This is a genomic window from Trueperaceae bacterium, assembly GCA_036381595.1.
Lineage (GTDB): Bacteria > Deinococcota > Deinococci > Deinococcales > Trueperaceae > DASVCN01.
Map to the genome: position 1 here is coordinate 1 of DASVCN010000014.1, position 12,877 is coordinate 12,877.

At 66.6% G+C, this 12,877-nt stretch carries 13 protein-coding genes; 2 read left to right on the forward strand and 11 right to left on the reverse strand.

Annotation, left to right across the window (positions count from 1 at the left end; genetic code table 11):
• Window positions 1-99: 99 nt before the first annotated feature.
• The 10 genes from VF168_03650 to VF168_03695 form a co-directional block, all read right to left on the reverse strand.
• A complete protein-coding gene (locus VF168_03650) occupies window positions 100-1,113 on the reverse strand; it encodes an amino acid ABC transporter substrate-binding protein (GenBank protein ID HEX7003260.1) in 1,014 nt (337 codons plus the stop codon).
• Window positions 1,114-1,372: 259 nt separating this feature from the next.
• Window positions 1,373-2,032 (reverse strand): V-type ATP synthase subunit D, encoded by a 660-nt coding sequence (locus VF168_03655; protein ID HEX7003261.1) that lies wholly within the window; start codon window positions 2,030-2,032, stop codon window positions 1,373-1,375.
• 20 nt (window positions 2,033-2,052) lie between these two features.
• The gene (locus tag VF168_03660) at window positions 2,053-3,477 is read right to left on the reverse strand and encodes a V-type ATP synthase subunit B (protein HEX7003262.1); all 1,425 of its coding nucleotides are present in this window, start codon (window positions 3,475-3,477) and stop codon (window positions 2,053-2,055) included.
• A 12-nt stretch (window positions 3,478-3,489) separates the two neighbouring features.
• Complete coding sequence (locus VF168_03665) at window positions 3,490-5,229, reverse strand: V-type ATP synthase subunit A (protein ID HEX7003263.1); 1,740 nt, start codon at window positions 5,227-5,229, stop codon at window positions 3,490-3,492.
• Window positions 5,230-5,276: 47 nt separating this feature from the next.
• Window positions 5,277-5,609, reverse strand: a complete 333-nt coding sequence (locus tag VF168_03670; protein HEX7003264.1) for a V-type ATP synthase subunit F — start codon at window positions 5,607-5,609, stop codon at window positions 5,277-5,279.
• A complete protein-coding gene (locus VF168_03675) occupies window positions 5,602-6,618 on the reverse strand; it encodes a V-type ATPase subunit (GenBank protein ID HEX7003265.1) in 1,017 nt (338 codons plus the stop codon). Before VF168_03675 ends, VF168_03670 begins: the two co-directional genes overlap by 8 nt.
• Window position 6,619: 1 nt before the next feature.
• The gene (locus VF168_03680) at window positions 6,620-7,213 is read right to left on the reverse strand and encodes a V-type ATP synthase subunit E (protein ID HEX7003266.1); all 594 of its coding nucleotides are present in this window, start codon (window positions 7,211-7,213) and stop codon (window positions 6,620-6,622) included.
• A gap of 3 nt (window positions 7,214-7,216) precedes the next feature.
• Complete coding sequence (locus VF168_03685) at window positions 7,217-7,549, reverse strand: V-type ATP synthase subunit K (GenBank protein HEX7003267.1); 333 nt, start codon at window positions 7,547-7,549, stop codon at window positions 7,217-7,219.
• Window positions 7,546-9,537 (reverse strand): V-type ATPase 116kDa subunit family protein, encoded by a 1,992-nt coding sequence (locus VF168_03690; GenBank protein HEX7003268.1) that lies wholly within the window; start codon window positions 9,535-9,537, stop codon window positions 7,546-7,548. Before VF168_03690 ends, VF168_03685 begins: the two co-directional genes overlap by 4 nt.
• Window positions 9,534-9,854, reverse strand: coding sequence for a V-type ATPase subunit subunit G family protein (locus tag VF168_03695; GenBank protein HEX7003269.1), 321 nt, complete (start codon window positions 9,852-9,854; stop codon window positions 9,534-9,536). The genes VF168_03690 and VF168_03695 overlap by 4 nt, the downstream gene beginning before the upstream one ends.
• A gap of 214 nt (window positions 9,855-10,068) precedes the next feature.
• Here VF168_03695 and VF168_03700 point away from each other — a divergent pair, with 214 nt between their 5' ends.
• On the forward strand, window positions 10,069-11,664 hold the full coding sequence (locus VF168_03700) for an N-6 DNA methylase (GenBank protein HEX7003270.1): 1,596 nt from the start codon (window positions 10,069-10,071) through the stop codon (window positions 11,662-11,664).
• 6 nt (window positions 11,665-11,670) lie between these two features.
• On the opposite strand, the gene VF168_03705 is transcribed toward VF168_03700, so the two are convergent.
• A complete protein-coding gene (locus tag VF168_03705; GenBank protein ID HEX7003271.1) occupies window positions 11,671-12,162 on the reverse strand; it encodes an inorganic diphosphatase in 492 nt (163 codons plus the stop codon).
• 141 nt (window positions 12,163-12,303) lie between these two features.
• Here VF168_03705 and VF168_03710 point away from each other — a divergent pair, with 141 nt between their 5' ends.
• The gene (locus VF168_03710; GenBank protein HEX7003272.1) at window positions 12,304-12,837 is read left to right on the forward strand and encodes a DUF1440 domain-containing protein; all 534 of its coding nucleotides are present in this window, start codon (window positions 12,304-12,306) and stop codon (window positions 12,835-12,837) included.
• Window positions 12,838-12,877 lie beyond the last annotated feature (40 nt).

The following is a 12,877-nucleotide window of genomic DNA, read 5'->3' on the forward strand; positions in this document are numbered from 1 at the left end:
CCAAAAGACCATTCTGCTGAAGTTTTGGGTCGGGCGGCGCGGGTTGGCGCCGCCCGATTCTCGTCCCGCACGACGATATGAGCGTGCAGGACTAGAGGATCAACGGAAGGGCATCCCGAAGATGAGGCCGCCGTCGTAGTACTGGGCGTTCAGGCCGCGGGGGATGTCGAACGGCGTCTCGGGACCGAGGTTGCGAGCGTAGATCTCACCGTAGTTCCCTACCTGGGCGATCGCCTCGCGGATCGCCGTGGGCTCGAGTCCGAGATCCTCGACCGCGCTGGGGTCGACACCCAGGAGCCGCTGTACGTTCGGGTTCTGTGTGGTTTCGGCCACCTGATCGACGTTCTCCGAGGTCACCCCGTACTCCTCGGCCTCGAACAGACCGAATACGACCCACTTGACTATGTCGAACCACTGGTCGTCGCCGTGACGGACCGCCGGGCCGAGCGGCTCCTTGGAGATGGTCACGTCCATGATCTTGTGCGCTTCGGGGTTCTGCAGCGTGATCAGGCGCGATGCGAGGCCCGACTTGTCGGTCGTCCAGGCGTCGACGTTACCGGCGTCGTAGGCCGCCACCAGCTGGTCGGCGGTCTCGAAGGTGACCGGGGTGTAGTCGATACCCAGAGCACCGAGGACGTCGGCGAGGTTGAGTTCGGTGGTCGTACCGATCTGCACACCGATGCGAAGGCCCTGGAGGTCCTGGAGGGTATCGATGCCCGAGTCGCGGGGCACCATGAAGCCCTGACCGTCGTAGAAGGTCGTGGGGGCGAAGTTCAGGCCCAGTTCCGTGTCACGCGTGGAGGTCCAGGTGGTGTTGCGGATGAGGACATCCACCTCACCGGTCTGCAAGGCGGTGAAACGCTCCTGCGCCGAGAGGGGCCGGAACTCGACCGCCTGGGCGTCGCCAAGCACCGCCGCGGCGATGGCGCGGCAGAAATCGACGTCGAACCCTTCGTACTCGCCCTGTGCGTTCACGGAGCCGAACCCGGGAAGCTGGTCGTTGACGCCGCAGACGAGGTTGCCGCGCTCCTGTACCTCCTGGAGCAGGCCCTGTCCGAAGGCGGCGCCTGCGAGGAGCAGGGCAGCCAGAACGATCGTAAATAGTTTGCGCATCTACACGTCTCCCATCCGTTCAGAAATGTGCTCTGGTTTTCGTGCCGGGGGCCATCCTATCCGTTTGGGACGTTATCTGTAAAGTCGTGCAGCTTCGCGAAACTTTAATGGTGGGTGGTTCGCGGCTCCTTCGGTCGGGCGCCGCGCCCGCCTCCTACCGTCACCTGGCGCGCCAGAAAATATGCGAACCGGTCCCTTCCGGGACCGGTTCATGGGTCGCTACCGGCTCGCTGGCCGGGCGGAGCGCCGCGGTTCCAGGCTACGCCCCCGCGACTTCCTCCTTGGCGTCCACTTCCTTCTCACGCGCCTCGAGCTTGGCCTTGATCCGCTTGAGGACCGTGACCTCCTCCAGCGCGCGCTGGTCGAGAACGCTGCGTATGTCGCGGATCTGGCGCTGGATATTGGGGATCACCAACTGTTCGAGGGCGTTGACGCGGCGATTGGTCTTCTTGATCTCCTCGCCGATCCGCCTGAGACGAGTCTCGGTGGCGGCGACCTTGACGAGCGCCTCGGTGAGCGCCCGGAACTGGGCGGCGGCGTTGAGCGTCTGAGCCCCCGCGCCAACGGGCGAGAAAGGCAGTTCATCGCTGAACTCGGGCGGCTGGACCGCCGGCACCTTCACACCGAAGAGGTTCTCCACCCGGATGTCGACTTCGAGACTCTGCGGCGAGGCGAGGCTGAGGCTCTCGACCGCCTGGGGGCCGTCCCACGCCTTCGCCAGGAAGAGGCTGAAGTACGCCTCCTTGCTGCTGGCGAAGAGCGCCCGGCGAGCGGCCAGCGACGACTTCACCAGCTCGAAGAATTCGCCGATGAGGGCGTCTCGCTTACGCTTGAGCAGGTCGGCCCCTCGAACCGCCAGGCGCAGCTGATCGCGGCGTTGCAGCAGGTTCGATCTGGTCGGGGCGATTTGTTCTGCCACGAATGCCTCCTAGCCCGGGGCTAGACGCGATCCCTGCTGGAGGATCCCCAGAGTTCGTCCATCTTGGCGCCGTAGTACTTGTCGATCTGATCGGTCGACAGCCTGGTGAGCTCGCTCTTCGGCAGCAGCGAGAGAAGTGCCCAGGCGAGGTCGAGCGAGTCCTCGATCGCGCGGTCCTCGGATCCCTGGTTGATGAAGCGCTTCTCGAACTCGTCGGCGAACTGCAGGTAGAGCTTGTCGTTCTCGGACAGAGCGTCCTCGCCGGTGATCGCTACCAGCCGCCTCAGGTCGAGGCCGTTCGCGTAGGCGGCCTGCAACTGGTCGGACACGTTCTTGTGGTCCTTGCGGGTCTTCCCTTCCCCGATGCCGTTGTTCATCAGTCGCGAGAGCGACGGGCCCGGGTTGATGGGCGGGTAGATGCCCTTGTTGTGCAGGTCGCGTGCCAGGTAGATCTGCCCCTCGGTGATGTAGCCGGTGAGGTCCGGGATCGGGTGGGTGACGTCATCGTCAGGCATCGAGAGGATCGGCAGCTGGGTGACCGATCCCTTGCGGCCAACCACGACGCCGGCCCGCTCGTAGATCGACGCGAGGTCGGTGTAGGTGTAGCCGGGATAGCCGCGGCGCCCCGGGATCTCCTCGCGAGCGCCGCCGATCTCGCGCAGCGCTTCGCAGTAGTTGGTCATGTCGGTGAGGATGACCAGCACGTGGTAGTCGTGCTCGAAGGCGAGGTACTCGGCGGCCGTCAGAGCCATCCTGGGGGTCAGGAGACGCTCCACGGCCGGGTCGTCGGCCTTGTTCAGGAAGAGGACCGAGCGAGCGAGCGCCCCTGTACGTTCGAACTCCTGGGTGAAGAAGGTCAGCTCACGCTGGGTGACGCCCATCGCCGCGAAGACCACGGCGAACTCGGCGCCTTCACCAAGCACCTTGGCCTGACGGGCGATCTGCGCCGCGAGCTCGTTGGCCGGCAGGCCCGAGCCCGAGAAGATGGGCAGCTTCTGCCCACGAACCAGGCTGATCATGGTGTCGATGGTGGAGATACCGGTCTGGATGAACTCCTCGGGCTTCTGCCGCGCTACCGGGTTGATGGGCGCCCCGTAGATGGGCAGGCGCTTGTCGGCGACCACCGGCGGCAAACCATCGATCGGCGCTCCGATACCGCTGAAGCGCCGGCCGATCATCTCCTTCGAGACACCGAGACGCGCCACGTCCTCCACGAGGCTCACCGTGGTGCTAGAGAGGTCGATACCGGAGGTCTCCTCGAACACCTGGAGCACGGTGTACTCGTTCGACACTTCGATGACCTGACCGCCACGGATCCGGCCGCTGGCGTCCTTGATGTTGACGATGGCGTTGTAGGCCAGGTCGGGCGCGTTCTGGAGGAAAAGCAGAGGTCCCGAGACGTAGGAGACCTGGCTGTACTCCTTGGTGAGTAGGTTCTTGCTCATGCCGATACTCCCTTAGGCCGCCACGCCGAAGCCCTTTTCGAGCTCGGCCATGGTGCTGCCCTTGTAGGCGTCGAACTCGTCCTCGGGCACGTAGCGCGAGCGGTTTATCTTCTCGACGACCGGGTTGGCGAGGATCTCGTCGACGGTTGCGCCCGCCTCGAGGGCCTTACGGCTCTCCTCGTAGAACTTGAGCATCATCTGCAGCATGCCGTACGCCTTCGAGAGCGAGCAGGAGGCGTCGACGGGGTCGAAGCCGTTCTGCTGCAGGAAGTCCTGACGCAGGATCCGGCCCGCCTCGATGACGAGGCGCTCGTTGTCCTGGAGAGCGTCGGGACCGACCAGCTGCACGACCTCCTGGAGGTCGCTCTCACGCTGGAGCAGGTCTACGGCCCGCTGGACCAGTTCCGGATAGTCCTCGGCCACGTTCTCCCGGTACCACGGCTCGAGGATGTCGCTGAAGAGCGTGTAGGAGCGGTTCCAGTTGATGGCCGGGAAGTGACGGCGGCGGGCGAGCGCCGCATCGAGCGCCCAGAAGCAGCCGGTGATCCGCAGGGTCGACTGGGTAACCGGCTCGGAGAAGTCGCCGCCGGCGGGCGAAACCGCGCCGATGATCGAGACCGCTCCCTGCTCGCCGTTCTGGGTGATGACGCGGCCGCCGCGCTCATAGAAGGCCGCGAGACGCGAGGCCAGGTAGGGCGGGTAGCCCTCCTCAGCGGGCATCTCCTCGAGTCGCGAGGAGATCTCGCGCAACGCCTCGGCCCAACGGCTGGTCGAGTCGGCCATGACCGAGACGCGGTAACCCTGGTCGCGGAAGTATTCGGCGAGGGTGATGCCGGTGTAGATGGAGGCCTCGCGTGCGGCGACCGGCATGTTCGAGGTGTTGGCGATCAGCACCGTGCGGTGCATGAGCGGGTTGCCCGTCTGCGGGTCCTCGAGTTCGGGGAACTCGACCAGCACGTCGGTCATCTCGTTGCCGCGCTCGCCGCATCCAACGTAGACGACGATATCGGCGTTGCCGTACTTGGCGACCGACTGCTGGGTGACGGTCTTGCCCGATCCGAAGGGCCCCGGGATCGCGGCGGTACCACCCATGGTGAGCGGGAAGAGCACGTCGAGGATTCGCATGCCCGTGAGGAACGGCGTGACAGGGTCGAGCTTCTTCTGCACCGGCCGCGGCTGGCGCACCGGCCAGGGGTGGTAGAGCTTCAGCTCGGTGCCGTCCTCCAGGGTGGCGATCACGTCGTCGACGGTGTACTCGCCCTCGGCGACGATCTTCTTGATCTTGCCGCCCTTGCCTGGCGGCACCAGGATCTTGTGGGTGAAGGCGAACTCCGGCACCGTGCCCAGCACCTGCCCCGAAGCCACCTCGTCACCCTTGGCAACCTGCGGGGTGAACTTCCACTTGGTCTCGCGCGACAGCGATTTCACGGTGATGCCGCGCTCGATGTAGGTGCCCGACGCCTCCTGGATCTTGTCCAGCGGCCGCTGGATCCCGTCGAAGATGCCGTTGAGCATCCCCGGGCCCAGTTCTACCGCCAGCGGCAGGCCGGTCGAGACGACCGGCTCGCCTACGGTCAGACCGCCGGTGTCCTCGTAGACCTGCACGAACGCGGTCGTGCCGTCGAGACGGATGATCTCCCCGACGAGCTTCTCCTCGCCGACCCTGACGATGTCGTACATCCGGGCTCCGAGCATCCCCTGCGCGATTACGGCAGGCCCGGAGATTCTCTGTATCTTGCCTTCGATGGCCATTGCTTCTCCTATTCGAGTGGGAACCGTTGTCGGGAATTCCGCTGCGGTTACTCGAGCTTGATGTCGAAGCCGATCGCGCTTCGCACCAGTTCCTTCATATAGGCGGTCGCATCGTCCCCCTCGCCGAACGACGCCGAAAGACTGGGGACCGGCAGGATCACCGGCAGGTCCCGTCCCCGCATCGTACGAGCGCTGGCGTCGATCGGGTCGGCGATGAGTCCTTCGTCCACCACTACCAGTCCGTACTCGCCGGACTCGATGAGGTCGTCGAGCTCCGCCTCGGCCCCTTCCGGTTGCGACTCACGGACCTCCACCCCCGCCAACCGGTAGCCGGTCGCGGTCTCACTGTCGGTAAGTACGACCACGCGATGTTCAGGCATTCCCCAACTCCCGTTCGAGTTGCTCCCGCGGCACATCGTAGAACTTGCCCCGGGCGAGGAGGCGTAGCTTGGCGGCCTCGGCCTCCTTCTTCCGCAGGAAGTCGAGCGCCACGCCGGGACCCAACGGGTCGGAGAGAGCCACCCGGTGGGCGCTCTCATCGAGGATCCCGCGGATGACGGCGTCGGCTTCGCTAAGCGAGTCGGTCTCGGCGACCTCCGCGAACGCGGAACCGGCGAGGGCCGACAGGGCCGACTTGGAGGTGTCGGCGATAATGGCGTCGAAGGTGCCGCGGTCTATCTCGGCGCCCCCCGGCACGTAGAGTTCCTCTCTGGCGACGGTCCTGCCACGCAGCTTCAGTGCGGTACGGAGGTTGGTCGCGTCGATCTCCCGCTTGACATGGCGCCGCAACTCGCGGGGCGCATCGTACTCGTCGAGCGCGTCGAGGAGCGACTTGTAGCAGAAGCGGTCGAGGGTGAGTTCGAGGGTGTAGAGCTCCCCCTCCTGAGCGTAGCGTCTCACGGCCGCACTGAACGCCCGCGAGAGCGGGTGGCCGGTGACGGCCAGCGCCTGAGCCATCGAGGGCAGGTCGGGCGCCGCGGCGAGCGTCTCGATGAGCGCCGGGCGCATCTCGCCGGCCGGCAGGGCCACGTCGAGGGCGCTCTCGGCATCACGGCCGGCGTGCTTGGCGCGAGCCAGTGTCTTGAGGTTCATCAGGTCGTAGCTCAGCAGGAAGAGGGTGAGCAGCTCTCCCGGCCGACCGTCGGAGAAATCGAGGATCGAACGGGCGGTACGGCGGAAGTTCTGCGCCACGGCCCAGTCCAGGGCTTCCAGCCCGGAGGTGCGCGCCTGCGCCTCTTCCAGGTCCGCGACGTAGGACGTCTGCGCGACGGTGCCGGTGAAGGCACGGAAGTCGGTATCGGCGAGCGCCTGAGTGTAGAACTCCGGCTCGAGCAGCTTTGCCTTCATCCCCCGTATTCGGGCGTTGATGTAGCCGAAGTCGGAGGACACGCTACCCCTCCTTGCTAAGCAAGACCTGCGCCACCTCGGCCGCCAGTTCGCCGCGCAGCGCCGCGAGCCTGCCCGGGAGGGTGTTCTCGATCACCGCACTGTCGCTTGCGGCCTCGACCCGAACGCCCGCGTAAACTTTGGGGTCGGCGGTGATGCGGTCCTGCAGGCCGAGGCCCTTGGCCGCTTTGCGAGCGGCTTCATCGTCCTCTGGATCGACCTTGACGGCTCGGATCTCGCTCGGGTCGCTGCCGCTCGCCGCGACCGCTTCCTTCATGAGCTGGCCCAAGACTTCGACGTAGGTGGGTCCGCGGCGCAGCGCCGCGATCCGCTCCTCGGCCTCCTGGAAGACGGCGGCGATGGCGTCGTGTTGAGCGCGAAGCGTCAGCGAGGACGCCTCGAGTTGGGCGGCGCTGCGGGCGCGCACCAGGCCCGCGGCGCTCTGCGCTTCGACGCTTCGCTTACGGCTCGCGAGCAGCGTCTCTGCTTCGGCCCTGGCGCCCTCGACGATTTCCGAGGCGCGGGTCCGCGCCTCGGAAAGGATCTGCTCGATCTCCGCGCTCGCTTCTTTCTCAAGCAGAGCAGCTAGATCCGCCACGTATCAGCCTATCTGGCCGTTGAGGAAGAAGGCGATGACGAAGGCGAAGATGATGATGGTCTCGGGGATCACCAGGTAGATGAGGACCTGACCGAAGGCCTCGGGACGTTCGGCGATGGTGCCCGCACCAGCCGAACCGATGGAGGCCTGCGCCAGACCGGTACCGACAGCGCCGAGGCCGATCGCCAAGCCGGCGCCGAGGGCCATGAGGCCCGCGCCGACCGAGTCTCCGGCGGCGGCCACCTCGGCCGCCTCCTGCGCGAAACCTGTCGCGACGAGGGCGAGAGCGGCGATGAATCCGAGAACTGCGGTTACTTTCACGGCGACTTTCTTCATGCTTTTCCTCCAAGAAGACGGAATGGCTTGTACGGGCGCCCGTTGGCGTCGTAGAAACCGAACTTGGTGAAGAACTCCACATACTGCAATCGCAGAGGCTGCAGTGTGTGTCCGATGATGGTGAGCGCCACCGCGATCAGATGCACGGCGAGCGCGACGATGATCCCCAACAGCGCGCCCACGACGGGCACCGGGAGGGCGCCGGCGATCGCGAAGCCGATGTCGGTAGCGAGATTGGCGATCAGAGCAGCCGAAAGGCCGACCGCGAACAGTCGCAGATAGCTGAGGATGTTGCCCGAGTTCGAGATGAGCTCGATGATCATCAGCGGGATGCCTGCGAGGAACACGCTCAGCAGGAATACGGCGAGGCCGGCGATCACCACGATCCAGACGGCAGTGCCGAGCGCCCCCGTGAGGAAGGCGGTGGCGAAGACCACCAGCGCGATGAGGCCCGACACCATGCCTATGCCCTCCCAGAGGTGGGCCCGGTCGTGGTGGAGCGCGCCGTAGTAGGCGCGGATCACCCAGCCGCCGATCACCTGCAGCACCCCGAAACCGATGGTGAGCAGGAGCAGCGGCGTGAACTCCTCGACACGGAAGAGCAGGATCGGGATCATGCCGTGGTCCCCGTGCGCAGGCGGGTAGAAGACCGGGTTGTCGTGCGGCCAGTGCTCGAGGAAGTTGCCGAAGAACTCTCCGTAGATGAAGCCCCAGACGATCCCCCAGACGGACGCCCAGATCACCAGCGTGCCGATGGTCGGCAGCGAAGCGGGCGGGATGACGATCCCCAGCGGTCCCAGGTCGAGAGAGCTGCCGTTCCTGCCTCGATTCCTGAGCCAGAGGCCGAGGGCGAGGAAGAGCAGGCCGAAGCCGATGTCGCCCAGGACGATCCCGAAGTAGAGCGGGAAGAAGATCGCCAGGGTCCAGCTCGGGTCGAAGCTTCCGTAGCGAGGTGGCGCGAAGAGGGAGAGCAGCATCTCGAACGGTCGAACCCAGCCCGGGTTCTCGAGCTTGACGGGCACGTCGTGATCGTGATGCTCGTTCGCGGGCCGAGAAGCGGCGACGATTCCCTGCCCGAACTGCTTGCGAAGTCCCTCGATGACCCTGCGCGTCTCGCTGGCGGGTACCCAGCCGCGGAGGGCGACGCTGTAACGGCCACTGAGCAGGTCTTCGAGTTTCTCGAAGCGGACCTGCTGGTTGAGGGCGAGCTGATGGACGGCCTGAAGGCGTCCCCCGTTCGCTTCCCGGAGTTGCCGAAGCTCCTGCTCGAGCGACTCGATCCGTCGCGGGAGGGTCTGGGACCGCTCCTCCATCACGTGCACGGCCTTCGCCACACCCTGGTCGGCGTAGCGGCCGGGAAGAGTCAGCGGACTGATTCCCAGCCTGCTGAGCGCCTGACGGAGAGTGGACTCGTCCCGCTTGAGGGCTGCGGCCGTGACGAGCGTCTGACGGCCGTAGGGACGCGAGGCGAAAGCGACGTTGCCGCCGAGGGCGTCCTCGACTTCACTACGGACCTCGGCTACGGCATCGGCGGCCACCAGGAAGGCGTACCCGCTGAGATAACGGCTGCCCTCCAGCTGAGCGAGGGTAGGAGCGAGGGTGCGGAAGAGCGGGAGGTAGGTGCGGATCAGGTCGAGTTCGTCGCGCAACCTCGAGCGCTCGGCCACGACGTTGTCGACCTGGGGGCCGAGGTCGGCGAGGTACCTCTCGATCTCGCCGACCTCACTGGGCGCTTCGCTCCGCGGCGCCGGTTCCTCGTCACGCGCGCCGAGCCCGCTCAGAAGCGTGTCGGTACGACCGACGATCTTCGACCACCGCTCACGGTTCTGGCGGTCGTCGCCTTCGAGCGTGTACCTGACCAGCGACAGACCCTCTTCGGGCTCGAGCGGGTCGACCTGCACCACCCCGAGACTCTGCAGGCTCTGCAGCAGCTCACGGGCGATGCTCCGCCGGCCCACCACCGTCAGCTGGTCCATGGGCGTGATCACGGCAGTACTCGCTCCATGACCATGTCGACCGCGCGCTCACGGTTGCCCTTCGCGCGTGCCTCTATCTTCTCGGCCTCGGCCCTGGCACGCGCGAGGATCTCCTCGCGTGCGGCCGCGCTCTGCCGCTCGGTTTCGGCCCGAGAGGAGTCGGCGAACGCGGCCGCTTCGGCACGCGCTTTCTCGAGGACGGCTGCGGCTTCCGCCTGGGCCTTCTCGATGATCGCCGCGGCGTCGCGCTTCGCCTGTTCGACCTTGGCGATCACCGCCTTCTCGTGGTCGACCAGGTTCTGAAGCAGTTGTTCACCTTGAGCTTCCAAACGGCCCTCCTTTCACCCGGACTATCCCCGTAGAACTACTTCGTGTGTGGGGTCTGAATCGGTGTCCCGAAAGACGAAAAACGCGATGGTTGAGGCACCTTCGGCGTCAACGCGAAAGCATACCAATGGCCATTTCACCGTGTCAATCGAGACATTTGTCCCCCCTGAGAAGAGCATGAGCGGGGCCGCTGGCGCTGGTACACTCTCACCCCGGATGCGCCCCCAGACTGTGCCCGACCCCCGCAATAAGGAACTCGGCGCGTACTACACCGAGGCGCGGGTCGCCAGCGCCCTCTGCCGTTGGGCGATGCGCTCGTCGTCGGGGCGTCTGCTCGACCCCGCGTTCGGCGGTGGCGTGTTCCTGAACGCGGCCGTCCAGCTGGCCGGCAGACAGGGCCTCTGGGAGCTCACCGGTGTGGAACTCGAAGAGGCAGCGCACGCCCGCTGCGCGGCTCACGGCTCAGACTCGAGGCTAATCAACGCCGACTTCTTCACGCTAGGTCGCGGCGACCTCCCGCGGATGGACGCCGTCGTGGGCAACCCGCCCTTTATCCGCTTCCAGCGCTTCACCGGTGGCGTTCGAACGCTCGCACTCCGCCGCGCCCGTGAGACCGGGATCGACCTGCCGCCACTGGCGGGCTCATGGGTGGCGTTCGTAGCCCACGCCACGACGTTCCTCGCCAACGGAGGCAGGTTGGCGATGGTGGTGCCCGCCGAGGTGGGGCACGCGCCCTCCGCTCGCCCGCTGCTCGACCTGCTGCACCGTTCGTTCGTCAGCGTGACCCTCGTCTCGTTCCGGCGCTCGCTCTTCCCTCACCTCGACCAGGAAACGGTCCTGCTCCTCGCCGACGGTTACGGGAGGGGCGAGGGGCATCTCACCTCGCTGGTACTGCCCGGTCCCGAAGCGCTCGAGCGCCCCCTTCCGCGTCAGGGCGACCTTCCGCTCGACGCACGCGCGCTCATCGAGGGGAGGTCTGCGCTGGCGCATTCTTGGCTCGAAGGTCCGACGCTCGACCTCTACACGCGGCTCGCAGAGAGGAACGAGATCATCAGGCTCGGCGACCTCGCGCGAGTCGAGAGCGGCTACGTCACCGGCGCGAACTCCCACTTCCACCTGTCGCCTCGCAAGGCCGAAGAGTGGCGCCTCCCGAATGGCGCCCTGGTGGCCGCGGTCTTCAGACCTCGCGCACTGGCCGGCTGGAGATTCGGTCTCCCCGAGTGGCAGGCGGCTTCCCTGGCCGGCCACGCCGGCTACCTGGTGCAGGCGGCCGGATTCGAAGGCGACGGAGCGGTCGGGGCTTTCATCGAGAGGCTGCGGGAAGCGGGCGTCCATACTCGCTACAAGGCCCGTCACAGGCGGCCCTGGTATCGGATCGGCAGGGTTGCGGCCCCACCGCTGATCCTTCCTTCCATGGGCTCCGGCAGCCTGCCCCTCGTCCACAACGCGGCGGCCGTGGCGGTCCCGAATACTTTCCACGCCGTTACCCCGGTGGAGGGCGCCGAAGCCGAGGCTCTGGCAGCCTGCTGGCGCACCTCGCTCACGGATCTCAGCCTCGAACTCGAGGGGCACGGGTTGGGCGGCGGCCTCCTCAAGCTCGATCCGGGCGAAGCGCGCAACGTGCTCCTGCCGTCACCGGCATTGCTGCCGGCGGGGGGTCCGGGGCGCATCGCGGCGGCAGGAGATGCCGACGCGATGCGCGAGTGTGCCGACGAACTCCTGTTGCGCGGAGCGCTGGGGCTCGACCGTCAGGAGGTAGCGGCGTTGCGACGGGCCGCCGCTGACTTGCGAGCGAGGCGGTTGCGGAAGTAGCTAGCTTCAGTCGTGCGTCGGCTCGACCTCGAGCAGGTGGAACTTCGCACGACCCGAACCGTGCCAGCCCTCTCCGTCCCGGACATCCGGGTAGAGGGCGCGGAGTTCCGCCCGGCTCTGCGGCGTCAGCCGCTCCCACTCGGGCGGGCCGAAGGTCTCACCGGCCTCGACGTCCACCGTCACGAACTTGTGGTCCCCGCTGGCCATGAAGAACATCCCAGCCACCGCAGCCTCTACGACCTCGCCGGGCCGCGGCTCGGCGATGGTCAGCACGAGGGCGTCGAAGTGAACTCCTGGAGGCGTGCCCGTGCCCGCTATCCAGCCGTAGGCTCCCGAGAACCCCCGCAGGTAGGCGAGGGAATCGTCATCGGTCCGGAAGAACTCGCCTCGCTCCGAAACGTACCGGTAACGCTTCGGTTCGTGGGGTGGCTGTTCGATGACGACCCAGACCTTGTCCGGGAAGTGCGGGTGACGACGCTCGTATAGTTCCCGGCTCACGGAACCGACAGTAACCGAAGACCGGGGCTACGCCGGGCCGATCGACCAGCGCGCATCCGGTACCCCGCAACAGACTCGACGCTCGGCGCGCCGCAAACTCGTCAACAGACCCCCGAACTCCCAGCCAGCCAGGAGAGCACCATGAACGATCTCATCAGGGGAGCCATCGCTGGAGCGGCCGCGACCTTGCCGATGACCGCCACCATCGAACTGATCAACCGCAGCCTGCCGCCGGGCGAACAGCGCCACCTCCCTCCCAGGCAGATAACGGAAGAGGTTGCCGAGCGAGCCGACGTGAAGCACGAGACGAGCGAGCGGGGCCTGGATATCGCCACGATGACCACTCACTTCGGTTTCGGTGCGGCCATGGGCACGCTTTACGGCCTCGGCGCCCCCGCACTGAGGCTGCCTCCGGCGCTCACCGGGATCGGCTACGGGCTCGCCGTGTGGGCAGGCAACTACGCCGGCATCCTGCCAGCCCTGGGACTGCAGCGCGCACCGAAGCACCGGCCGGCATCACTCAACGCCACGATGATCATCGGCCATGTCGTCTGGGGAGCGGCCCTGGGCCTCGTGGAGGAGCGGTTGCGGGCGCGCCGCAGGGACGAGTGGCAGGAGTACCAGGAAGAGACCTACGCGGAAGCGAGGACGAGGTTGGCGCCGCAGGACCGGTGAGCGGAGCCAGCGGCTGCTGTTAGAGTCGAGCGGTGCGACT

Coding starts and splice junctions, on each gene's coding strand:
- VF168_03650 (HEX7003260.1), bottom strand. CDS start 1,113: ATGCGCAAACTATTTACGATCGTTCTGGCTGCCCTGCTCCTCGCAGGC.
- VF168_03660 (HEX7003262.1), bottom strand. CDS start 3,477: ATGAGCAAGAACCTACTCACCAAGGAGTACAGCCAGGTCTCCTACGTC.
- VF168_03665 (HEX7003263.1), bottom strand. CDS start 5,229: ATGGCCATCGAAGGCAAGATACAGAGAATCTCCGGGCCTGCCGTAATC.
- VF168_03670 (HEX7003264.1), bottom strand. CDS start 5,609: ATGCCTGAACATCGCGTGGTCGTACTTACCGACAGTGAGACCGCGACC.
- VF168_03685 (HEX7003267.1), bottom strand. CDS start 7,549: ATGAAGAAAGTCGCCGTGAAAGTAACCGCAGTTCTCGGATTCATCGCC.
- VF168_03700 (HEX7003270.1), top strand. CDS start 10,069: ATGCGCCCCCAGACTGTGCCCGACCCCCGCAATAAGGAACTCGGCGCG.
- VF168_03710 (HEX7003272.1), top strand. CDS start 12,304: ATGAACGATCTCATCAGGGGAGCCATCGCTGGAGCGGCCGCGACCTTG.